The following is a 21,494-nucleotide window of genomic DNA, read 5'->3' as shown; positions in this document are numbered from 1 at the left end:
GCGGCGGCCCAGTCCGGGACCGGCCCGCACTACGCGATGTCGCTGTCGCCCTCGCTCGGCAGGAAGTAGCCGTGGTGGTCGCCGCCGAAGCGGTTGACCAGGGTGACCCAGCGGCGGCCGTACTCCTCGAAGTCGTCGATGCGGTCGGGATCGATCTCGTACTTCAGATGAACGGTGATCATGCGGCCCACCCTAGGCTCGAACCGCCTTACGCGGGTCTGCCTTTGGGCCTGCGCAGCCCCGCCTCCGTGAGCCGCCGCACCAGCTCCTTGGAGCCGATCTCGACCGCCCCCGCGCGCACCGCGTCCCCGTACCGGTGCGACGGCAGGTCGTAGTGGTCGCGCTCGAAGGCCCGGCGAGGGGCGCCGATGGCGTCAGCGAACGTGTGCAGTTCCTCGTACGAGACGTCGCTGACCAGGTGCGACCACAAGCGGCCATGGCCCGGCCAGGTCGGCGGGTCGATATAGACCGTCACGTCGGGCCCGTCCCCGTCAGGCCGCCCACCGGGGCCACGACGACGCCCGCCTTGCCGCACACCCAGTGCGGGTCGGGGCCCAACTCCGGTTCCACGTCCAGCGCGTGCGGATCGCCCGAGCCGCAGACCGGGCACAGCGGCCAGCGGCCGTAGCGCTCGAGGAGTGCGTCCTGTACGTCCTGGGCGACGAGCCCGGCGACGTACTCGATGCCGTCCGGCCACTGCTCGACCCACCAGCGGCGGTGCGCCACCGCCTCCTCGACCAGCGAAACAACCTCCGCCTCCGCGACCTCGCGGGCCACGAGGTCGGCGATGACAAGTGCGCGGGCGGCGTGCAGCGCCTGCTCCAGGGGGTCGATCGCGTCCATGCAGCCATTGTCCACCCCATGCGCAACCTGCCGGAGGCCCGTCCGAGATCGGGACCAAGGGGGTCTTGACCCTTCCCCGCTCCGAAAATATCTTTCAGGTGTGACCAATGATGTGAAGGAAATTTTCGCGGGCGCCGCGCCACCCGCCCCGGCCGCCCTCGCGGCCAAGGTGCGGACCCTCGCGCCGTCCATGACCCGCTCCATGCAGCGGGTCGCCGAAGCCGTCGCCGGCGACCCGGCAGGCTGCGCGGCCCTCACGGTCACCGGCCTCGCCGAGCTCACCGGCACCAGCGAGGCGACGGTGGTCCGCACCGCCCGCCTGCTCGGCTACCCCGGCTACCGCGACCTCCGCCTGGCCCTCGCCGGACTCGCCGCCCAGCAGCAGTCGGGCCGCGCGCCCGCCGTCACCGCGGACATCGCCGTCGACGACCCCATCGCGGACGTCGTGGCGAAGCTGGCCTACGACGAGCAGCAGACCCTCGCCGACACGGCCGCCGGACTCGACACCGTGCAGCTCGGCGCCGCCGTCGCCGCCCTCGCCACCGCCCCGCGCGCGGAGATCTACGGCGTCGCCGCATCCGGGCTCGTCGCCCAGGACCTCGCGCAGAAGCTGCTGCGCATCGGCCACATCGCCCACGCGCACTCCGACCCGCACCTCGCGGTCACCAACGCCGTCACCCTGCGGGCCAAGGACGTGGCCATCGCGATCACGCACTCGGGGTCGACGGGCGACGTCATCGAGCCGCTGCGGGTCGCCTTCGAGCGGGGCGCCACGACCATCGCCATCACCGGGCGTCCCGGCAGCCCCGTCTCGCAGTACGCGGATCACATACTGACCACCTCCACCGCGCGCGAGAGCGAGCTGCGGCCCGCCGCGATGTCGTCCCGCACGAGCCAGCTGCTCGTCGTGGACTGCCTGTTCGTGGGCGTCGCCCAGCGGACGTACGAGACGGCGGCCCCCGCGCTCGCCGCCTCCTACGAAGCGCTCGCCCACCGCCACAGCCCGCGCGGCAGCAGCCGCTGAGCCCGCGGCAGCAGCCGCGCCCGCACACGTACCGGACCCGCCACCCCCGCCCGCGTATGAAAGAGCCGCACGCCATGACTTCCACGACCGACGCCACCGACGAGAACTACGGCGAGCTCCGCGCCCAGCTGGACAGGCTGACCACCGAGGCGTTCCGGCCCGAGCTCTCCGAGATCGACCGGCTGCCCACGCTGGAGATCGCGAAGATCATGAACGGCGAGGACGCCACCGTGCCCGCGGCCGTCGCCGAGCAGCTCCCGGCGATCGCCGCCGCCATCGACGACACCGCCGAGCGCATGGCCCGCGGCGGACGGCTGATCTACGCGGGCGCGGGGACGGCGGGCCGGCTCGGCGTGCTGGACGCCTCCGAGTGCCCGCCGACCTTCAACACCGCGCCCAGCGAGGTCGTCGGCCTCATCGCGGGCGGCCCGAGCGCCATGGTCACGGCGGTCGAGGGCGCGGAGGACAGCAAGGAGTTCGCCGCCGAGGACCTGGACGGGCTCGGCCTCACCGCGGACGACGTGGTGGTCGGCGTCTCGGCGTCGGGCCGCACCCCGTACGCGATCGGCGCGGTCGAGCACGCGCGGGCCAGGGGCGCGCTCACCATCGGCCTCTCCTGCAACGCGGACAGCGGTCTCGCGGCGGCCGCCGACCACGGCATCGAGGTGGTGGTCGGCCCGGAGCTGCTCACCGGCTCCACCCGCCTGAAGGCGGGCACGGCCCAGAAGCTCGTCCTCAACATGCTGTCGACGATCACGATGATCCGCCTCGGCAAGACCTACGGAAACCTGATGGTCGACGTACGCGCCTCGAACGAGAAGCTGCGGGCCCGCTCCCGCCGCATCGTCTCGCTCGCCACCGGCGCGACCGACGAGGAGATCGAGGCCGCCCTCGCCGCCACCGACGGAGAGGTGAAGAACGCCATCCTCACCATCCTCGGCGGAGTCGACGGCCCCACGGCCGCGGACCTGCTCTCGTCCTCGGACGGCCACCTCAGGACAGCCCTGGACACCGCGCGCACGACCCGCACCACCTGACCCCGCCGCTGAGAGAACAGCGCCACCCCGTACGCACAGCAAGGCACCGCACCCCCATGGCACCTGAGAACAAGAACCGCGCCACAGCCGCCGCGATCCTCCCCCTCGTCGGCGGTGCCCGGAACGTCACGTCCATCGCCCACTGCATGACGCGCCTGCGCCTGAGCATCGCCGACCGCTCACTGGTCGACGACGAGGCCTTGAAGGCGCTGCCCGCCGTGATGGGCGTGGTCGAGGACGACACGTACCAGATCGTGCTCGGACCGGGCACGGTCGCGCGTGTGACGCCGGAGTTCGAGGCACTGGTGGAGGAGGGCCGAGCCGAACACACCCTCACGGCCGGCGAGTTGGCGGCGCAGGGAGCCGCGATCAAGGAAGCGAGGAAGGCCAAGAACGCGACCCCCTTCAAGCTCTTCCTGCGCCGCATCGCGAACATCTTCGTACCCCTCATCCCCGCCCTGATCGGCTGCGGCATCATCGCGGGCATCAACGGCCTGCTGATCAACCTGGAGTGGCTGCCGTCGATCACCCCGGCGCTGGCGGCCATCGCCTCCGGTTTCATGGCGCTGATCGCCGTCTTCGTAGGCTTCAACACGGCGAAGGAGTTCGGCGGTACGCCGATCCTGGGCGGCGCGGTCGCGGCGATCATCGTGTTCCCGGGTGTGGCGAACATCGAGGCGTTCGGCCAGAAGCTGTCGCCGGGTCAGGGCGGCGTGCTCGGCGCACTCGGCGCGGCAGTCCTGGCGACGTACATCGAAAAATGGTGCAGGCGCTGGGTCCCGGAGGCCCTGGACGTCCTCGTGACCCCCACCGTCACGGTCCTCCTCTCCGGCCTGGTCACGATCTTCGGCCTGATGTTCCTGGCGGGCGAGGTGTCGACGGGCATCGGCACGGCGGCGAACTGGCTCCTGGACAACACGGGCGCGTTCGCGGGCCTGGTCCTGGGCGGCCTGTTCCTCCCCCTGGTGATGCTGGGCCTGCACCAGGCGCTGATCCCCATCCACACCACCCTGATCGAGCAGCAGGGCTACACGGTCCTGCTCCCGATCCTGGCGATGGCGGGCGCGGGCCAGGTCGGCTGCGCGATCGCGGTGTTCAAGCGCCTGAAGAACAACACCTCCATCCGTACGACGATCAAGTCGGCGCTCCCCGCAGGCTTCCTGGGAGTGGGCGAACCCCTCATCTACGGCGTCTCGCTCCCCCTCGGCCGCCCCTTCATCACGGCGTGCGTGGGTGGCGCGGCGGGCGGCGCGTTCATCGGCTTCTTCTCGATGATCGGCGAAAAGGTCGGCTCCACGGCGATCGGCCCGTCGGGCTGGGCCCTGTTCCCCCTCCTCGACGGCAACAAGGGCCTGGGCCCGACAGTCGCGATCTACGGCGGCGGCCTACTGGTCGGCTATGCGGTGGGCTTCCTGGCCACGTACTTCTTCGGCTTCAGCAAGCAGATGCTGACGGAGCTGAACGCGGATGCGGATGCGGATGCGGATGCGGGCGAGTCGGTTGCGGCCCGGGGCGACATGGCCCCGTCGCCCGCCGGGGACGACGACGGCAAGGAGAGGCAACCGGCAGGGGTCTGACCGAGCTCACCCCTTCTTGTCCGTCACGTCGTCGGCCGCCCGCACCGCGATGGCCCTCGACTTGCCCTCGTCACCGGCGCCGCTCTGGGTGCAGGCGGTCAGCAGGGCGAGGGGGGCGACGGCGAGCAGGGGCAGGATGGCGGGGCGGGTCAGGGCAGAGGTCACGACAGGCTCCAGGGGTGACGCGAGGACGGGCGGCGCGCAGCTTAGGTGAGGCGGCCCCTGGAGTGTCCAGATACTGAATCTCACACCGCCGCATGCTCGGGCCGAGTCGCGGGTGACGTTCACTCAACTTCACTGCGCTGCAACGAAATCCTCTTCGGCGCGCCCGATATAGCCACAAACGTCCATATTGCGAGACGGCTTGACGGGCGCACAGCAAGTTCTTAGGTTCGCCTTACCTTACCCTCGGCCGAAAGATTTCAGCCATGCCTAAGTCCTCGCTGTCCTCACTCCTTCTGGCCGAGGAGCCCGCCAAGGGCCAGGCGAAGGAGACCGCTCCGGCCGGTGTGGCGCACCAGCACACCGTGCTCGAGGCGGAGATCGCGGCGCGGGGCGGGGAGACCAAGGCCGGGGAGTACCGCATCGGCTACATCGTGGAAGCTGCCGAGCCGTGGTTCCAGGGCGAGCACGGCGCGCACGGGAAGCTGGTCAACCGTGAGCCGGCCAAGAACGAGACGCATCACATCGAGATCATTCCGATGGAGGCCACAACCGGCCGCATCGTGCCGGACGTTCCGATCAAGCTCAAGGTCGTCGACGCCAAGGGCAAGGTCGTTCAGGCCCAGAAGCTGAACTTCTACCACGCCGAGTTCTTCCACTACGCGAACAACTTCTCCATCCCCACGGCCGGCAAGTGCACCCTGCGCGCCACACTGCAGCCGCCGACCTTCCTGCGGCACGGCGCCAACGGCGAGAAGCCCGCGCTGAGCGAGACCGTCACGGCCACGTTCGCCGACGTCGAGCTGAAGCCCGAGAGCTGACCGTGACCGCGATCCCCGCCAGACCCGTGGTCGCCGCGCTCTCCCCGCATGCCGGGGAGCCGGAGCGGTCAGCGGCCGCCGACGACCAGACCCCCGACCACACCGAGGCCGCGCACACGCCGCTCTGGGTTCTCGCCGCCGCGGGTTTCCTGAGCTGCGCCGCCCTGGCCGCCGTCTGCTGGATGTCCGGTCACGTCCACGCCGATCCGGCGCTGCAGACCGTAGCCCGCTTTCTGCATGTCGCGGCCCTCGTCGTCGGCCTCGGCGCGGTGCTCGCCGTGGACTGGTTCGCCGTCCTGTGGCTCCTTGGCCGCCGCCGCCTGGCCGACATCCTGAACACGGCCTGCACGCTCCAGGTCCCGATCTGGCTCGGCCTTGCCGGTCTTGCGGCCACCGGCCTGTTCCTGCATCCGGACCTGAACTCCCCGCTGACCCTGATCAAACTCGGACTCGTCCTGGCCGTCACCGTCAACGGCCTCTACGCCCACCGGCTCGGCCAGCACCTCGACCGGTACCGGGACCGGCGGGTGCCCCGCGGCCTCCTCGTCCGGTCGGGTGCCGTCGCCACCGTCAGCCAGCTCGGCTGGTGGGGCGCCAGCCTGATCGGCTTCATCAACAGCCAGTCCTGAGCCCGCCCTGAGCCCGCCCTGCAAGGAGACCGCATGTTCGCCAACTACCTCATCGGCCTGCGTGAGGGCCTTGAGGCCAGCCTCGGATGGTCTTCTGGATGCGCCGTACCGCCCGGCATCTGCGGGCCGCGTTGCACGGAAAGCTGGGCCAGGCCCTGGCCATCGGCAGCGGCGCGCTGGTGGCGACCGCCTTCCTCGCCGTCGGCCGCGAAGGCCTGGAGACCGCACTGTCCGTCTGGTCCGCCGTCATGCTCGGCTGGCTGTTCTACCGGGGCGCCCTGCGGATCAACCTTGCGAAGTTCTTCACCTGGACCGGCGCCCTGCTCGTCGTCGTCGCGGCAGGAGTCCTCGCATACGGCATCCACGACCTGCAGGAGGCGAGCGTCCTGCCCGGCCTGGACAACCGCCTGTTCGACATCAGCGCGACGATCCCGCCGGACAGCTGGTACGGCACCCTCCTCAAGGGCATCTTCAACTTCCAGCCCAACCCCAGCGTGCTGCAGAGCGCCTTCTGGGCGCTCTACCTCGTGCCGGTCCTCGCTCTCTTCCTCCGCCCGGCTTCCCCCCCCCCGGCGAGTTGTCCGCGAACGCCCCCGGAATTGTCCGTGATCGGTAACAGACGCATCCCTTGACCGCCGCGCCTCATCCTCCAGGTGGGTCGCAAGCGACCGGGGAGCGGCGAGGGACCGGGGAAAAGGGGCGGACATGGCACGGCACAGTGGCGGGCGGGGCTGGTACGGCAAGCTGCTCGGGGCGGCGCTCGGGGTGACGATGCTGGCCACGGGCGCGGGGGTGTGGAGCGCGCAGGCCGGTACGGCGGACGACTCCCCGGCGGCGAAGGCGCCGAGCAGCGCCGTCAAGCCGGTCTCGAAGACCATCGCGCACGCCTCGGAGGCGGGAAAGCGCGGCGTCAACCTCACCATCGACGACGGCCCCGACCCCAAGTGGACCCCTCAAGTACTCGAAGTACTGCGGGAGTACGACGTGAAGGCCACGTTCTGCATGGTGGGGACGCAGGCGCAGGCCCACCCGGACATGGTGAAGAAGGTGGTCGCGGCCGGGCACCGGCTGTGCGACCACTCGGTGTCGCACGACACCACCATGGACAAGCAGTCCAAGGCCTACCAGTCGAAGCAGATACTCGACGCCGAACGCATGATCACCAAGGCGTCCGGTGGCGTACGGCCGATGTACTACCGCGCGCCCGGCGGAGCCTTCACCCCGTACAGCCGCACGCTCGCCGCCGACCGGGGCATGCGCCCCCTGGGCTGGAACGTGGACACCAAGGACTTCGAGCGCCCGGGCACGGACGCCATCGTCGCCACGGTCGAGCGGGAACTGCCGAACGGCCCGACCCTCCTCTTCCACGACGCGGGCGGCGACCGCACCCAGACCGTCGAGGCCCTGCGCACGCTCCTCCCCCGCCTCAAGCAGCAGGGCTACACCTTCGGCTTCCCGGTCCGCTGAGCCCCTACCGGCCGCCGCAGCAGATAGACGCCCGCGGTCGAGACCAGGACCGCCATGCACGCGATGAACACGAGACCCGCGCCCTCAAGACCGAGCGGCTCCGTCAGTACGCCGACCCCGATGACCGGCAGCGAGATGCCCGTGTACGCGACCACGAACAGCGTCGAGATCACCGCCGCGCGCCGGTCCTCGGGAGATGCGGCGGCCACCGCGGACAGCGCCCCGCGGAACGCAAGGCCCTGCCCGCACCCGCCGACCAGTGCGCTGAGCACCACCAGCGGCAGCAGGTCCCACCGCAGCGCGCCCGCGAGCAGTGCGAGGCCGGCGAGGAGTCCGGCGCAGCCCAGTGGCAGTGATCGCCCCACCCCGACCCGGCCGATCGCCAACTGCCCGGCGGTCGAGGCGAAGAAGGCAAGCGCGACGACCAGGCCGCTCACGGCGTGGTTCTCCACGTTCAGGGACTCTGCGAGGAACGCCGGGCTGACCGAGGTGAACACCCCGAACAGCGCGAAACCCACGAAGGAAGCGATCCCCGCGGGTACGAACACCGCCCGCACCTGCGGGGGCACGCCGGGCCGCTGCGGTCGTACCGTGCTCAGCGGCCGCGGCTCCCGTACGGTCTCCGGAAGCCGCAGCAGGACGACGGCCGAGGCGGCGACCAGTGCGAGGTGCACGGCGAACGGCAGATACAGCGGCCAGGCGGCGTACTGCGCGAGCACACCGGCGAGCAGCGGACCGCAGCCGAGACCGCCCATGTTGGCGGCCGTCGCCACGAACGTGGCCCGGGAGGCGCCGACGTACGGTGCCCTGTCCATCACGTACGCCGTGGCGGCCCCGGTGAACAGCCCGGCGGACAGTCCCGAAAGCAGCCGCCCCGCGTACAGCCAGCCCATCCCGACGGCGGACAGGAAGCAGACGGCGCTCGCCGCCGCGCAGGCCAGGCCCCACAGCAGCACCGGACGCCTGCCCACCACGTCCGAGACGTTGCCCGCCAGGAGCAGCACGCCGATGACCCCGAAGGCGTACACGGCGTACACGACGGTGACCGTCAGCTCGGAGAACCCGAACTTGTCCTGGTAGAGGCTGTAGAGGGGGGTCGGCAGTGTGGTGCCGGCCATGCACACGGCGAACACCGCCCCGCTGAGCAGGCACTGGCGCCAACGCCGGTGATCACCATCCATGCCGCCGACGCTAACCCCGTACACGGCCCTCGCCTGCCATGACCTGGCCGACACCGCCGCCGGGCTGCTCGCCCCTACTGGTCAGGGGCGAGCGCGGTCTTCGCTTCCTGATCGATCTTGCCGGTGATGTTGGCGACGTGGGCCAGCGCGTCCGGTGACTCGCTGACGCCCCGCACCGCGCGCCTGGCGTCGTTGAGGGCGGTGTCGCCCGAGCCGTTGAGGGTCTTCACCCCCGCGGTGTCGGGGACGAGGTGGTTGACGTTGAGGTTGTCGTGCTCCTGGGCGAGCGCCCCGGAAGCGGAGGCGCCCGCCATGGCCGCGGCGGCGGCACCCGTCAGCAGAATCTTGGTGATCTTCATGCCAAGGGAAACGAAAAGCCCCTGACATAGGTCACTGCCCCTCACGGGGTGGTGAACAGCCACCGTCACGCGGCCCGGTCGTCTTCGCGACAGAGTTTCCGTGCCGCGGCGGGGTGCGGGCGGCCGGTCCAGGCGCCGTGTTGGCCGACGCGCCGTCGGTCGGCACGGGCCGCGGCGCCGGTGCCCCAGGTACGCCCCTGGTCGGCGGGGAACGCCCCTCGCGTCACACGCGTAATCGGCCGAAGTCGCCCTGTCCGAAAGGCTCCTGGCCCCGGCGCGGATCGCGGGGACCGGCTGCCGACGGCTACCCGGCGTACCAAAGATGGCACCGAACGTCATGACCACGCGTACGTCATCGCACTCCATCGCACCGGTACTCCCGGAGGGGACCTTCATGACCGAGCCCAACGAGCCCAACGAGCCCAACCAGCCCAGCGAGACCGACGAAGAGCAGATCGCCGAAGCCCTGAGGTCCGCCGCCAACATCACCCTGGCGCCCGGCCCCCGGGAGGTCCTCGAAGAGGCGCCCGCCCCGGACGAGGAGTGGACGCTGCCCGGCGGCAAGGCCTGGGTGTACCTCGCCAACCCCAAGTTCGGCCTGGACAAGCCGGTGATCCTCGGCGACGGGTTCAACACGGGGCCCAGCGATCTGGACTACTCCTGGGAGATCCTGGAGCGGGGCCCGTACCCGTTCATCAGCGAGCTGCGGCAGCGCGGGCGTGACGTCGTACTGATCGGCTTCGACGAGCGCAGCGCGTCCATCCTGGAGAACGCCGAGGTCGCGCGGGCCGCCATCCGCGAGGCGATCGCGCGGCGCAAGAGCGGCCATCCGCTGGCCGTCGGCGGGTTCAGCATGGGCGGCCTGGTCACGCGGTACGCGCTCGCCAAGATGGAGCACGACAGCGAGGATCACCGGACGGCGCTGTACTTCTCCTACGACAGCCCGCACCGCGGCGCCTGGATCCCGATCGCCCTGCAGTCCTTCGCCCACTACATCCGCAAGCTCAACTCGGCCTTCTCGAACCAGATGAACAGCCCGGCCGCCCGCCAGCTCCTGTGGCAGCACATCGCGGAGTGGGACGACAGCCCCGAGACCGACAAGGCGCGCACCGAGTTCATCGCCGAGCTGGAGCGGGTCGGCGGCTGGCCGCGGCAGCCCCGGAAGATCGGCGTGGCCAACGGCGTACGCACCGGCGAGGGCAACGGCATCGACCCCGGCGTGCGGGCATTCCACGGCAAGGGCCTGGCCATCACCGGCACCCATCTCTACACCCAGCCCGCGGGCGAGGACCAACTCGTCGCGCAGCTACGCGTGGTGACCCTGCGCAAGCCGCAGATCCGCACCTCGGGGCTGCCCGAGATCGACGGTGCGCCCGGCGGCACCCTGGAGGGCTTCGGCATCCTCGCCGACGAGCTGAACAAGATCCCCGCGATCATCGGCCTCGGCTCGGAGGCCGAGATCCGCGAGCACTGCTTCGTGCCCGCCGTCAGCGCGGTCGCCCTGCGTGACGTCGACACCCATCAGAAGCTGTACGAGCCTTTCCCGGAGAACTCCGAGGACAGCGAACTGGACGAGTACCTCTGCGCCTCCCAGAACGAGGGCCACACCCTGGTCACCGAGGAACTCTGCACCTGGATCATGGACCGGCTGCCGTAGCCCGGCCCGGCCCGGCCGGGCGGCAAGGGCCCCGCTCCGGGTGACGGAGCGGGGCCTCATGATGGAGCGGGGCCTCATGAGGGAGCAGGGCCGGCTCACAGCCACCGCGTCTCGCGGGCCGCCGCCCGCGCCTCGCGGCACCACGCCTCGTCGACAGGCGGCAGCTCGTCCCACGTCCACGGCTCGGCCGGGCTTCCGTCGGTCTCCAGGCCGTACGGGGCCTTCGGCGACCAGACGCGCGGCGCCGGGCGCTGCGCCACCCGGGCCTCCAGACGCTCCGCCTCCTTCGGCAGCTCCGCCTTGCGCAACGCTTCCAGCAGGGCGTCCGCGCCCTGGACGCTCTCCACGGAGACCTGGGGGACGGCGTCGCGGGCCAGCCGAGCGGCGGCGGCGTACTCCTCGGCCTCCGCCAACTCGTTGAGCAACAGGGCCAGTTGGTACGCGTCACGGGTGCGTACACGGGAGCGGGTGAGCAGCCCGTCGATGACCCGCTCGGCCCATCCGTCCTGCCCGGCATCCCGCAACCGCCGCGCCAGCGTGAGACCGCCGCCCCGCTCGGCGCTGCGCCGCGCAAGGCGCTCCACCAGGTCGGGCCGCCCCATGTCGCGCAGTTCGCCCAGCAGGAAGCTCACCCGCGTGTCGCCTGCGTCGGCCTCCGTCACGGCACGCTCGGCAAGCGCCGGGACCGCGTCCGTTCTGCCGAGCTTGGCCACCTCGGCGAGGAAGTACGCGGCCCATTCGGGATCTCCGAGGGCCACCCCCTCCGCCACGGCCCGGTCGGCGATCCGCGCCGCGGCCTCCGCCTCCCCCATCTCGCCCAGCGTCCACAGCAGGAGGGTGACGCCCGCGGCCCGGGTGACGTCGACGTGCCGTGCCGCCTCCTGGGCGAAGGGTTCCGTCAGGGCGCCCGCCACACCCGTGGCACGCAGCCCGTCCAGCATGAACGCGACGTCCTCCGAAGACCTCAACTCGACGTTTCCCGCGGCTCGTTCGGCGAGGCGGCGGGCGGCGTCGGTCATCCCGTCGTAGAAGCGCAACTGGTCGAGTACGACCCCGATGGCCTCCGGATCGCTCACGTCCGCACCGGCCGCGACCCGGCCTGCCAGCAGCCGCGCCGCCTCGGGCTCGCCCGCGTCGACCAGCTCCTCAAGGACCTCCAAGGCGCCCTCCTGGTCGCCCACGTCGACGCGCCGCGCCGCCTCCCGCGCCACGGCGGCGAGGTCGGCGCCCCGGTCTCCCACCGCATGCAGCAGCGCCAGGAGCGCGGTGGCGAGCCCCGCGTCGCCGAGGTCGGCACCGGGGAGCAGCCGGTCGGCGAGCCGGACGGCCGCGTCCAGGTGGCCCCGGCGCGTCAGGTGTCCCAACAGCCATGCGGCCAGCTGTGGTTCGGGCAGCCGCACCCGGCCCATCGGATCCCGGTCCAGGAGCGCCGCCTCCTGGCCGATCTGCGTCAGGTCGGCCAGCAGACCGGCGACCTGCTCCGGATCGGTCAGGTCCACCCGTGCGACCGCCCGCCGCACGATCCGGTCCACGGGAGCCTGCCACTTCGCGCGGGCCACACTCCACAGGAAGGCGCGGGTGCTCTCGCGCGACACGAGCCCGGCGTTCTCCGCGATCCAGAGCATCAACTCCTCGCCACGCCACACCTGGCGGGGCAGTGTGAGGAACAGGATCTCCAGCACATGCGGGTGGCCCGCGGCGATCAGCCGGCGCAACAGCAGCGTCGCCTGCTTCCGGAAGTCGCGCCGCTCGGCTTCCCTGGCCGCCACGAGCAGCTCGTGCGGGTCCGTCGTGTGCTCCTCAAGTGCCCGCCACAGCGCGGGAGTCGGCGCGGGCAGCGCCTCCTCGGAGCGCAGCGCCTGCTCCAGGTAGTCGGCGGGCTCGTACGCCGCATCGCCGCCCGCGGCCGTCCGTACGGCGACCAACGCGGTCAGTACGGAACGGATGTCCGTACGGCGGCCGTCGGGGCGCACCCCGGAGCAGAGGGAGCCCAGCGCGACGGCCGCCCAGTCGGGGTCGGCGGGCCGGTGCCTGGCATCGAGCGCGGCGTCGGCGACAGCGGACAGGAGGGCGCCGGGCAGGGGGGCGTAGTGGTGCAGGCCGCGTGCCGCGAGCGCCGCGCTGATGAGCGCGTGCTCGACGTGGCTGAAGCAGGTACCCGGGCCCGCGCCGAACGCATCCCGCAGCTCGGGCCCGCCGCTGAGGTGCGGCACGACAAGACCGTCGCGCCACCCCGCGTTCAAGGAGGCGGTCATCCGCTGGTCCCCGCTGGACTCGGCGAGCAGCCCCCAGCACTCGAGCTCCGGGCCCGTCAGCCGGTCGGGCACGGTCACTCTGCGCGTGGCGGGGGACGTGAGCAGCGCCCGGACGCGGTTGTGCGGGTCCGTCACCGTGTCGGGCCTGGCCAGGAACTCCTGGTAGGGTTCGGTCCACATGGTGCCCACCGCCACGATGCCGCGCTGTGCGAGCAGCAGTTGCCGCAGCAGGTCCGCCGCCGCCTCTGCGCCGGGTCCGCCGTGGAAGAAGCGCTGCGCCTCGTCGAGCCAGAGGACCGCGCCCGCGCCGATCCGCCCGGCACGCAGCAGCTCCAGGAGACCGGTGTGGCCCTCGGGCCGCAGCAGCGGCCGGTCGGGCGCGAGGGCGCGCAGCCCTTCGTACAGGGATCTCGTCTTCCCGGTGGAGGAGCCGCCGGTCACCATCACCAGGACGGAGCACTCCCCGGCGACGGCGGGCTCGATGCGGCGGCGCAGCTCTCCGTCGTGGCGGCGGCTCAGGTACGGGGTGAGGTACGGGAGACCGCCGGGGTCGGGTCCTGGCAGGACGGCTTCGTGCACCTCAAGGAGGGCCGGGTCCGCGTCGCCCGCGGACAGCACCGCCTGCGCCGGGGAGCGGTCATCGCGCCGCACCGGCAGGGCGGCGTCCTCCCGGCGGGCGGCCCGTTCCCACAGTTCCCGCAGCCGGGCGACGCCGTCGCCGTCGGCCCCTGTGGCGCGGGCCAGGGCGTGGACGGTGCGCCAAGTGGGCGGCGGATGGCCGTCGTTGAAGGCGTGGCTGACGGTGGTGCGGCCAAGGCGGACGCGGTGGGCCGCCGCGCGCCCGATGAGCCCGTCGATGGTCTGCCCCGCGCTGTCGCGCCGCTGCCTCAGCTCCTTGCGCAGCTGAGCGAGCGCGGCCGCGGCGTCGCCGCCCGCACCGCCCGCCACCGGCCGCCCTCCGCTTCCCCGTTCAACGGTGTCCCTGTTCAACGGCGTTCATTTTCCTCCAGGCGCACCCCGTTGCACACGGACTTCGGGACAGTCCTCACGTCCCTGCCGGACACACTCACCGAGGAGCCGTAGTGTCCCCGTCCCGTCTCGCCGTTCTCACGGCGCTCTCCCTGATCGTGGCGATCGCCCTGGACGTCGCCCTGCTCGCCGTCGCGGTCAGGACGCTGCTCGTATAGCTCGTACAGAAGGTCGTACAGAAACGCCCGAGGGCGGCACCCCTTCGTGAGAAGGAGTGCCGCCCTCGGTACGTGAAGACTGGCCTACCGAGCCGAAGAGGCTCAGAAGTCCATGTCACCGCCCGGCATGCCGCCCGGAGCGGCGGCGGCGCCCGCCTTCTCCGGCTTGTCGGCGATGACGGCCTCGGTGGTGAGGAACAGCGCGGCGATGGAGGCGGCGTTCTGCAGGGCAGAGCGCGTCACCTTCGCCGGGTCGAGGATGCCCTCGGCGATCATGTCGACGTACTCACCGGTCGCGGCGTTCAGGCCGTGGCCGACGGTCAGGTTGCGCACCTTCTCGACGACGACACCACCCTCGAGGCCGGCGTTGACCGCGATCTGCTTCAGCGGGGCCTCCAGGGCCAGCTTCACAGCGGCGGCACCGGTGGCCTCGTCACCCTCGAGCTCAAGCTTCTCGAAGACGGCGGCGGCCTGGATGAGGGCCACGCCACCACCGGCGACGATGCCCTCTTCGACGGCGGCCTTCGCGTTGCGAACGGCGTCCTCGATGCGGTGCTTGCGCTCCTTGAGCTCGACCTCGGTCGCGGCACCGGCCTTGATGACCGCAACACCGCCGGCGAGCTTCGCCAGGCGCTCCTGCAGCTTCTCGCGGTCGTAGTCGCTGTCCGAGTTCTCGATCTCGGCGCGGATCTGGTTGACGCGACCCTGGACCTGGTCGCTCTCACCGGAGCCGTCGACGATCGTGGTCTCGTCCTTGGTGATGACCACCTTGCGGGCGCGGCCGAGCAGGTCGAGACCGGCGTTCTCCAGCTTGAGGCCGACCTCCTCGGAGATGACGGTGCCACCGGTGAGGATGGCGATGTCGCCGAGCATGGCCTTGCGGCGGTCACCGAAGCCCGGGGCCTTGACGGCGACGGACTTGAAGGTGCCACGGATCTTGTTGACGACCAGCGTGGACAGGGCCTCGCCCTCGACGTCCTCGGCGATGATCAGCAGCGGCTTGCCCGACTGCATGACCTTCTCCAGGAGCGGGAGCAGGTCCTTCACGTTGGAGATCTTGGAGTTGACGATCAGGATGTACGGGTCATCCAGGGCCGCCTCCATGCGCTCCATGTCGGTCGCGAAGTACGCCGAGATGTAGCCCTTGTCGAAGCGCATGCCCTCGGTGAGCTCAAGCTCGAGCCCGAAGGTCTGCGACTCCTCGACGGTGATGACGCCTTCCTTGCCGACCTTGTCCATGGCCTCGGCGATGAGCTCGCCGATCTGGGTGTCGGCGGCGGAGATGGAGGCCGTCGAAGCGATCTGCTCCTTGGTCTCGACATCCTTGGCCTGCTCGAGCAGGGCGCCCGAGACGGCCTCGACGGCCTTCTCGATGCCGCGCTTGAGGGCCATCGGGTTGGCACCGGCGGCCACGTTGCGCAGACCCTCGCGCACCAGGGCCTGGGCCAGGACGGTCGCGGTCGTCGTGCCGTCACCGGCGACGTCGTCCGTCTTCTTCGCGACCTCCTTGACCAGCTCGGCGCCGATCTTCTCGTACGGGTCCTCGAGCTCGATCTCCTTGGCGATGGAGACACCATCGTTGGTGATCGTGGGGGCGCCCCACTTCTTCTCGAGGACGACGTTGCGACCCTTGGGGCCCAGGGTCACCTTGACGGCGTCGGCGAGCTGGTTCATGCCGCGCTCGAGGCCGCGCCGTGCCTCCTCGTCGAACGCGATGATCTTGGCCATGTGAAGTGGTCCTCCCGGACGGGGTGGAAATGCAAACGGACCGTGCCCGCGCCCGCGACGGACGGCCTGCGCGCCGTGTGGTTCCTTGCCCCACCCGGCCTGCGGACCTCGCTGACCCGATCCAAGTTCTGTCACTCTCACTGGGAGAGTGCTAAGCCCAATGATTAGCACTCGACCCCTGCGAGTGCAAGCGCCCCTGACGGATCTCAGACGTACCCGCTGACGGAGCCCGGCACGCACGAGGGGCCCGTACCCCTGTCGGGATACGGGCCCCTCGCCGTGAGTGCGTCGGTGGCCGATCGCGCCGAGATCAGACGGCGAGCTTGACCATGTCCGCCTGCGGACCCTTCTGGCCCTGCGAGATCTCGAACTCGACTCGCTGACCTTCTTCAAGGGTGCGGTAGCCGTCCATCTGGATCGCGCTGTAGTGGACGAAAACATCCGCACCACCGTCGACCGCGATGAAGCCGTACCCCTTCTCCGCGTTGAACCACTTGACGGTGCCCTGAGCCATGCCTAACTCCCCTATTACTGGCCCTTGCACGGGCCCGCACTTCGCGGACCCGGGTCAGACCTCACCCCCCCAATGGGATGTGGAGGTGTGCGCCGGAACGCGTCGACCGCGGCTGAATGTATCTGTCCAACTGCCGTCTGCAACAGGTCAATCGGACGAGAATTCCGGGCACGCCCGATCGGAAATATGCGGAGAATTTGCCGGACTTCAGGGCAAGTCGGGCCAGACAAATGCCGTGATCGGCTCAAATGGGCAGTGCACTTTGGCTACTTCTTGTCGGCACCAGACCGACTTCGTATATGCGCTCGGCACAAACGGAGAAGCTCGTTTCCCAACTGTACCGCGCTCAACCACATGGAATTGCCCCCTCCACTTCTCTCGCGGAGGGGGCAATTGAGATAACACAGGGTGCTTGCGTAAAGGATCAGCCGCCGGCACTGTGCTCGATGGTCAGCCTCCGGCGACGGCAGGAATGATCGAGACACCCGCGCCGTCCGGAGTGGCCGTCTCCAGACCCTGCTCGAAACGGACGTCGTCATCATTGACGTACACGTTCACGAAGCGGCGCAGCTTGCCCTGGTCGTCCAGGACGCGGGCGGCGATACCGGCGTGCTTCTTCTCCAGGTCGGCGATGACCTCGGAGAGGTTCGCCCCCTCGGCAGCGACCTCGGCCTGACCGCCGGTGTAGGTGCGAAGGATGGTGGGGATGCGGACGTTGACGCTCATGGGGTTCACCTCTGAGATACGGGGAGGGAGCGCCCCTGAAAGGGGCGCGGGGAACTGCGCGACCAGCCACAACGGTCCCGCAGACAAGCGAACAAGCTCAGCCTGCAAGCCCAGCGGCGCGGAACGCATCAAGGCTGGGCCGGATGGTGGCCGTGGCCTGCGAAGTGTCGGCGACCGCATCGAGGGTCTTGAGGCCGTCCCCGGTGTTGAGCACGACCGTGGTGAGGGAGGGGTCGATGAGGCCCGCCTCGATCAGCTTCTTGGTGACGCCGACCGTCACCCCGCCCGCGGTCTCCGCGAAGATGCCTTCCGTCCGCGCGAGCAACTTGATCGCATCGACGACCTGCTCGTCGTTCACGTCCTCCACCGCACCACCCGTACGCCGCGCGATGTCGAGGACGTACGGCCCGTCGGCCGGGTTGCCGATCGCCAGCGACTTGGCGATGGTGTTCGGCTTCTGGGGGCGTACGACGTCATGGCCCGCCTTGAAGGCCGCCGACACCGGCGAGCACCCCTCCGCCTGCGCGCCGAAGATCTTGTACGGCTTGTCCTCCACGAGGCCAAGCGCAATCAGCTCCTTCAGACCCTTGTCGATCTTCGTGAGCTGCGAGCCCGAAGCGATCGGGATGACCAGCTGGTCAGGAAGGACCCACCCCAGCTGCTCACAGATCTCGTACGCGAGGGTCTTGGAGCCCTCGCCGTAGTACGGCCGCAGGTTGACGTTGACGAAGCCCCAGCCCTCGCCCAGCGGGTCGCCGATGAGCTCGGAGCAGAAGCGGTTCACGTCGTCGTAGTTGCCCTCGATGCCGACGAGCTCGCCGCCGTACACCGCGGCCATGACGACCTTGCCCTGCTCCAGGTCGTGCGGGATGAACACGCAGGAGCGGAAGCCGGCGCGGGCCGCGGCGGCGCCGACGGCACCGGCGAGGTTGCCCGTCGAGGAGCACGAAAGAGTCGTGAACCCGAAGGCGCGCGCCGCCTCGAGCGCCTGCGCGACGACGCGGTCCTTGAAGGAGTGCGTGGGGTTGCCCGAGTCGTCCTTGACGAACAACTTGCCCTGCTCGACGCCGAGTTCACGGGCGAGGTTGTCGGCCTTGACGAGCTGGGTCCAGCCGGGGTTCAGGTTCGGCTTGTCGGCCACGTCGGCGGGGACGGGGAGCAGTGGCGCGTAACGCCAGATGTTGGCGGGGCCGGACTCGATCTGCTTGCGGAGCGCCTCGGGGTCACCGGTCGGCAGGTCGTAGGCCACTTCGAGCGGGCCGAAACAGGCCTGACAGGCGAAGATGGGGCCGAGGGCGTAGAGCTCGCCGCACTCGCGGCAGGAGAGGCCCGAAGCGGGGCCGAGGTCTACGGAGTTCGTAGCGGTGGTGGTGGTGTCGTTCGTTGCGACAGTCTGCGCAGCCATGGAGGCGAGGCCCTTTCTCCTCATCTTCCCCGCGGCGCATCTCGCCGCGAGACGGAATTGGCACCTTCCCCACCGTGACCTCGTCGGTCGGCGGGAGGGTTGCCGGGGCTTCAACGGGCCGTATCCCTCTGCCCCTCTGGATGAGCGCTATGGCGCCGGGCTCGCGGTCCCGGTGCATTTGTTACGCGATGGCCCCCGACATGCGATGGTCATCCGCGTTGTTCAAGACTGTAACCGAAGGCCTGGACGCTTGAGATAGTCGTCCGAACCGCGAGATGGATCACACAGAGAGGACCCTGACCTTGCTGGAAGAGGCCGAGCGCTGGCTGAGCAGGCGTTCCTGGTCCGTCGCCGACCGGCCGCTTGACCGGCTCACCGCGGCGAAGAAGGCGTCCGGCACGTCGGTGAGTGTCGTGCTGCCCGCGCTCGACGAGGAGGAGACGGTCGGCGAGATCGTCGCGGAGATCCGCCGTGAGCTGGTCGAGAAGGCCCCGCTCGTCGACGAGCTCGTGGTGATCGACTCGGGCTCGAAGGACCGCACGGCCGAGGTCGCGCGCGCCGCGGGCGCGCGGGTCGTGCACCGGGACGAGATCCTCCCCCGCATCCCGGCCGTGCCCGGCAAGGGCGAGGTGCTCTGGCGTTCGCTCCTGGTGACCGGCGGTGACATCGTCGCGTTCGTCGACGCGGACCTGAAGGAGTTCTCGGCGGACTTCGTCTCGGGCATCGTGGGCCCACTCCTGACCGAGCCCGATGTGCACTTCGTGAAGGCGATGTACGACCGGCCCCTCGGCGAGGCAGCAGGTCAGGGCGGCCGGGTCACCGAGCTGATGGCGCGCCCGCTGCTGAACATGCACTGGCCGCAGCTCGCGGGCTTCGTCCAGCCGCTCGGCGGCGAGTACGCGGCGCGCAGGTCGCTGCTCGAACGGCTGCCGTTCCCCGTCGGTTACGGAGTGGAGCTGGGCCTCCTTGTCGACGCGCTGCACACGGTGGGCCTCGACGCGCTCGCGCAGGTCGACGTCGGTGTGCGCAAGCACCGTCACCAGGACGGTCAGGCGCTGGGCCGGATGGCCGCGGCGATCTACCGGACGGCACAGCTGCGGCTCGCCCGCGGACACCTCGTACGCCCCGAGCTCACGCAGTTCGAGCGGGACGAGCACGGATTCGCGCCGCGCACCCACGCCGTGGACACGGAGGAGCGGCCGCCGATGGCCGACATCGCGGAGTACGCGGAACGCCGCGTGGCGTAGCCACGCGCCCAGCGGGTGCAGGCGCGGCCAGGCGCTCGGGTCTTCGCGCGACTGCTTGCTCCTGGCACGTATACGGCCGGGTCCCCGCGGGGGTCCGGCCGTACGTTTGAGGTTTCCCCGGAGGGGCTAGATTTCGGCACATGGTCTCCGAGCAGGCAGCGGCCCCGGCCGCCCAGGTCCTCGTCGCGTCCAACCGCGGCCCTGTCACGTACACCCTGGAGGAGAACGGGGAGCTGACGGCCAAGCGGGGCGGCGGCGGACTCGTCTCCGGGCTCAGCGCGATCGGGGACGAGGCGGACGCCCTGTGGGTCTGCGCGGCGCTGGGTGACGGCGACCGGGAGGCCGTGCGGCGCGGGGTCGCCGAGCCGGGCGTACGGATGCTCGACATCGACGCCGGGTCGCACGAGGGCGTGCACGCCGACGCGTACAACGGGATCGCGAACTCGGTCCTTTGGTTCGTCCACCACATGCTGTACCAGACCCCGCTGGAACCGGCGTTCGGCCCGGAGTTCCGGGCGCAGTGGGCCTCGTACGAGACATACAACCGGGCTTTCGCGGAGGCGCTCGCGGAGAGTGCCGGGTCCGGCGCCGCGGTCCTCGTCCAGGACTATCACCTGTCGCTCGTGCCCGGGATGCTCCGCGAACTCCGCCCCGACCTGCGCATCGGCCACTTCTCGCACACGCCGTGGGCGCCGGTCGACTACTTCCGGATGCTGCCGGACGACGTCGCCGAGCAGCTGCTGCGGGGCATCCTGGGCGCCGACCGGGCGGCGTTCCTGACGGGGCGGTGGGCGGACGCGTTCACCGCGTGCTGCGTGGACGCGCTCGGCGGTACGTCGGGGACGCGGATCGGGGTGCACGGGCTTGGGGCGGACGCGGATTTCCTGCGGGAGCGGTCGCGGCGGGCGGATGTGGAGGAGCGGCTGGTCGCGCTGCGGGAGCAGGTGGGTGCCGGTCGGCGGGTGATCGTCCGCGTCGACCGGACCGAACTGTCGAAGAACATCGTGCGGGGGCTGCAGTCGTATCGACAGCTCCTGGAGGACCACCCCGAGTGGCGGGAGCGGGTGGTGCACGTCGCGTTCGCCTATCCGTCCCGGCAGGACCTGGCGGTGTACCGCGACTACACGGCGGAGGTGCGGCGGCTCGCGGACTCGATCAACTCGGCGTACGGGGTGGTGGGTTGGACCCCGGTGGTGCTCCACGTGAAGGACGACTTCGCGCGGTCGCTCGCGGCGTACCGGCTGGCGGACGTGGCTCTGGTGAACCCCATCCGGGACGGGATGAACCTGGTCGCCAAGGAGGTGCCGGTCGTCTCCGACGAGGGGTGCGTTCTTGTTCTGTCGCGGGAGGCGGGGGCGTACGAGGAGCTGGGCGAGGACGCGCTGGTGGTGAACCCGTATGACGTTTCGGGGACGGCGGCCGCGCTGCACGAGGCGTTGTCGATGCCACCGGACGAGCGGGCGGAACGAACAAAGCGGCTTGCAGCGGCGGCCACGGCGCTGCCACCTGCCCAGTGGTTCCTGGACCAGCTGGGGGCGCTGGGGTAAGGGCGGCTTCCTTTCCCCAACCCCACCCCTACCCGAATCCTTTCCGGCTCCGCCGGCCGCGAGCTGACCGCAGATCACCGCCTCCGGCGAGTTCGTCCTCAAACGCCGGACGGGCTGAAGGGTGGGCG

The 21,494-nt window shown here is 70.6% G+C and carries 19 protein-coding genes, 2 pseudogenes and 1 riboswitch; of the genes and pseudogenes, 10 read left to right on the top strand and 11 right to left on the bottom strand.

The features are described from left to right. Positions 1-32: 32 nt before the first annotated feature. From ACFWY6_RS18045 to ACFWY6_RS18035, 3 genes and pseudogenes are all read right to left on the bottom strand, one after another. Positions 33-182, bottom strand: a pseudogene (locus ACFWY6_RS18045) (NIPSNAP family protein); the annotation flags it as partial. Between the two features lie 26 nt (positions 183-208). Then, positions 209-475: a DUF4031 domain-containing protein gene (locus tag ACFWY6_RS18040; RefSeq protein ID WP_384691042.1), complete on the bottom strand. Its 267-nt coding sequence runs from the start codon at positions 473-475 to the stop codon at positions 209-211. Next, the gene (locus ACFWY6_RS18035) at positions 472-843 is read right to left on the bottom strand and encodes a hypothetical protein (protein WP_361819634.1); all 372 of its coding nucleotides are present in this window, start codon (positions 841-843) and stop codon (positions 472-474) included. Before ACFWY6_RS18035 ends, ACFWY6_RS18040 begins: the two co-directional genes overlap by 4 nt. A gap of 100 nt (positions 844-943) precedes the next feature. Here ACFWY6_RS18035 and ACFWY6_RS18030 point away from each other — a divergent pair, with 100 nt between their 5' ends. The 3 genes from ACFWY6_RS18030 (at position 944) to ACFWY6_RS18020 (ending at position 4,481) form a co-directional block, all read left to right on the top strand. Further along, positions 944-1,867 (top strand): MurR/RpiR family transcriptional regulator, encoded by a 924-nt coding sequence (locus ACFWY6_RS18030; protein ID WP_360776571.1) that lies wholly within the window; start codon positions 944-946, stop codon positions 1,865-1,867. Positions 1,868-1,941: 74 nt separating this feature from the next. Next, on the top strand, positions 1,942-2,904 hold the full coding sequence (gene murQ, locus ACFWY6_RS18025) for an N-acetylmuramic acid 6-phosphate etherase (protein WP_384691037.1): 963 nt from the start codon (positions 1,942-1,944) through the stop codon (positions 2,902-2,904). A 56-nt stretch (positions 2,905-2,960) separates the two neighbouring features. Next, positions 2,961-4,481, top strand: a complete 1,521-nt coding sequence (locus tag ACFWY6_RS18020; RefSeq protein WP_384691034.1) for a PTS transporter subunit EIIC — start codon at positions 2,961-2,963, stop codon at positions 4,479-4,481. A 6-nt stretch (positions 4,482-4,487) separates the two neighbouring features. Here the strand turns inward: ACFWY6_RS18020 and ACFWY6_RS18015 are convergent, their stop codons facing one another. Continuing rightward, positions 4,488-4,646: a hypothetical protein gene (locus tag ACFWY6_RS18015; RefSeq protein WP_384691031.1), complete on the bottom strand. Its 159-nt coding sequence runs from the start codon at positions 4,644-4,646 to the stop codon at positions 4,488-4,490. Between the two features lie 263 nt (positions 4,647-4,909). Here ACFWY6_RS18015 and ACFWY6_RS18010 point away from each other — a divergent pair, with 263 nt between their 5' ends. The 4 genes and pseudogenes from ACFWY6_RS18010 to ACFWY6_RS17995 all read left to right on the top strand — a co-directional run bounded on the left by ACFWY6_RS18010 (position 4,910) and on the right by ACFWY6_RS17995 (position 7,560). After that, positions 4,910-5,464 carry a hypothetical protein gene (locus tag ACFWY6_RS18010; RefSeq protein ID WP_384691028.1) on the top strand — a complete coding sequence of 185 codons (555 nt, stop codon included), beginning with the start codon at positions 4,910-4,912 and terminating at the stop codon, positions 5,462-5,464. Between the two features lie 2 nt (positions 5,465-5,466). After that, the gene (locus tag ACFWY6_RS18005; RefSeq protein WP_384691026.1) at positions 5,467-6,093 is read left to right on the top strand and encodes a hypothetical protein; all 627 of its coding nucleotides are present in this window, start codon (positions 5,467-5,469) and stop codon (positions 6,091-6,093) included. Between the two features lie 86 nt (positions 6,094-6,179). Then, positions 6,180-6,725 (top strand): annotated as a pseudogene (locus tag ACFWY6_RS18000) (FTR1 family protein); the annotation flags it as partial. Positions 6,726-6,798: 73 nt separating this feature from the next. After that, positions 6,799-7,560: a polysaccharide deacetylase family protein gene (locus ACFWY6_RS17995; RefSeq protein WP_384691023.1), complete on the top strand. Its 762-nt coding sequence runs from the start codon at positions 6,799-6,801 to the stop codon at positions 7,558-7,560. On the opposite strand, the gene ACFWY6_RS17990 is transcribed toward ACFWY6_RS17995, so the two are convergent. Together ACFWY6_RS17990 and ACFWY6_RS17985 are read right to left on the bottom strand one after the other, a co-directional pair. Continuing rightward, on the bottom strand, positions 7,533-8,741 hold the full coding sequence (locus tag ACFWY6_RS17990; protein WP_384691020.1) for an MFS transporter: 1,209 nt from the start codon (positions 8,739-8,741) through the stop codon (positions 7,533-7,535). The two genes, ACFWY6_RS17995 and ACFWY6_RS17990, sit on opposite strands and share 28 nt — an antisense overlap. A gap of 74 nt (positions 8,742-8,815) precedes the next feature. After that, complete coding sequence (locus ACFWY6_RS17985; protein WP_384691017.1) at positions 8,816-9,100, bottom strand: hypothetical protein; 285 nt, start codon at positions 9,098-9,100, stop codon at positions 8,816-8,818. A gap of 394 nt (positions 9,101-9,494) precedes the next feature. Between ACFWY6_RS17985 and ACFWY6_RS17980 the strand changes: the two genes are divergently transcribed. After that, complete coding sequence (locus ACFWY6_RS17980; protein WP_384691014.1) at positions 9,495-10,757, top strand: hypothetical protein; 1,263 nt, start codon at positions 9,495-9,497, stop codon at positions 10,755-10,757. 95 nt (positions 10,758-10,852) lie between these two features. On the opposite strand, the gene ACFWY6_RS17975 is transcribed toward ACFWY6_RS17980, so the two are convergent. From ACFWY6_RS17975 to thrC, 5 genes are all read right to left on the bottom strand, one after another. After that, positions 10,853-13,960, bottom strand: a complete 3,108-nt coding sequence (locus ACFWY6_RS17975) for a helix-turn-helix domain-containing protein (RefSeq protein WP_384691011.1) — start codon at positions 13,958-13,960, stop codon at positions 10,853-10,855. Positions 13,961-14,301: 341 nt separating this feature from the next. After that, on the bottom strand, positions 14,302-15,927 hold the full coding sequence (gene groL, locus ACFWY6_RS17970; protein ID WP_384691008.1) for a chaperonin GroEL: 1,626 nt from the start codon (positions 15,925-15,927) through the stop codon (positions 14,302-14,304). A gap of 310 nt (positions 15,928-16,237) precedes the next feature. Beyond that, on the bottom strand, positions 16,238-16,441 hold the full coding sequence (locus ACFWY6_RS17965; RefSeq protein ID WP_005315736.1) for a cold-shock protein: 204 nt from the start codon (positions 16,439-16,441) through the stop codon (positions 16,238-16,240). Positions 16,442-16,891: 450 nt separating this feature from the next. Next, positions 16,892-17,167, bottom strand: coding sequence for a MoaD/ThiS family protein (locus ACFWY6_RS17960; protein WP_266865118.1), 276 nt, complete (start codon positions 17,165-17,167; stop codon positions 16,892-16,894). Between the two features lie 97 nt (positions 17,168-17,264). Then, a complete protein-coding gene (gene thrC, locus ACFWY6_RS17955) occupies positions 17,265-18,596 on the bottom strand; it encodes a threonine synthase (protein ID WP_384691004.1) in 1,332 nt (443 codons plus the stop codon). Further along, a riboswitch (SAM riboswitch) is annotated at positions 18,590-18,719 on the bottom strand. (Overlaps the previous gene by 7 nt.) 155 nt (positions 18,720-18,874) lie before the next feature. Here thrC and ACFWY6_RS17950 point away from each other — a divergent pair. Together ACFWY6_RS17950 and ACFWY6_RS17945 are read left to right on the top strand one after the other, a co-directional pair. Continuing rightward, positions 18,875-19,819 carry a glucosyl-3-phosphoglycerate synthase gene (locus ACFWY6_RS17950; protein WP_384691071.1) on the top strand — a complete coding sequence of 315 codons (945 nt, stop codon included), beginning with the start codon at positions 18,875-18,877 and terminating at the stop codon, positions 19,817-19,819. A 140-nt stretch (positions 19,820-19,959) separates the two neighbouring features. Further along, complete coding sequence (locus ACFWY6_RS17945) at positions 19,960-21,366, top strand: trehalose-6-phosphate synthase (RefSeq protein ID WP_384691001.1); 1,407 nt, start codon at positions 19,960-19,962, stop codon at positions 21,364-21,366. The last annotated feature ends 128 nt before the right edge of the window (positions 21,367-21,494 follow it).

Origin of the sequence: Streptomyces sp. NPDC059037, assembly GCF_042740015.1 — a bacterium.
In the GTDB taxonomy this organism is placed as follows: Bacteria; Actinomycetota; Actinomycetes; order Streptomycetales; family Streptomycetaceae; genus Streptomyces.
This window is presented reverse-complemented; position numbering and strand designations above follow the sequence as displayed.

Bases quoted from the DNA above. Each gene is read 5' to 3' on its own strand.
- ACFWY6_RS18035 (WP_361819634.1), bottom strand. From the start codon at position 843: ATGGACGCGATCGACCCCCTGGAGCAGGCGCTGCACGCCGCCCGCGCA.
- murQ (WP_384691037.1), top strand. From the start codon at position 1,942: ATGACTTCCACGACCGACGCCACCGACGAGAACTACGGCGAGCTCCGC.
- ACFWY6_RS18020 (WP_384691034.1), top strand. From the start codon at position 2,961: ATGGCACCTGAGAACAAGAACCGCGCCACAGCCGCCGCGATCCTCCCC.
- ACFWY6_RS18010 (WP_384691028.1), top strand. From the start codon at position 4,910: ATGCCTAAGTCCTCGCTGTCCTCACTCCTTCTGGCCGAGGAGCCCGCC.
- ACFWY6_RS17995 (WP_384691023.1), top strand. From the start codon at position 6,799: ATGGCACGGCACAGTGGCGGGCGGGGCTGGTACGGCAAGCTGCTCGGG.
- ACFWY6_RS17990 (WP_384691020.1), bottom strand. From the start codon at position 8,741: ATGGATGGTGATCACCGGCGTTGGCGCCAGTGCCTGCTCAGCGGGGCG.
- ACFWY6_RS17985 (WP_384691017.1), bottom strand. From the start codon at position 9,100: ATGAAGATCACCAAGATTCTGCTGACGGGTGCCGCCGCCGCGGCCATG.
- ACFWY6_RS17980 (WP_384691014.1), top strand. From the start codon at position 9,495: ATGACCGAGCCCAACGAGCCCAACGAGCCCAACCAGCCCAGCGAGACC.
- groL (WP_384691008.1), bottom strand. From the start codon at position 15,927: ATGGCCAAGATCATCGCGTTCGACGAGGAGGCACGGCGCGGCCTCGAG.
- ACFWY6_RS17965 (WP_005315736.1), bottom strand. From the start codon at position 16,441: ATGGCTCAGGGCACCGTCAAGTGGTTCAACGCGGAGAAGGGGTACGGC.
- ACFWY6_RS17960 (WP_266865118.1), bottom strand. From the start codon at position 17,167: ATGAGCGTCAACGTCCGCATCCCCACCATCCTTCGCACCTACACCGGC.
- thrC (WP_384691004.1), bottom strand. From the start codon at position 18,596: ATGAGGAGAAAGGGCCTCGCCTCCATGGCTGCGCAGACTGTCGCAACG.
- ACFWY6_RS17945 (WP_384691001.1), top strand. From the start codon at position 19,960: ATGGTCTCCGAGCAGGCAGCGGCCCCGGCCGCCCAGGTCCTCGTCGCG.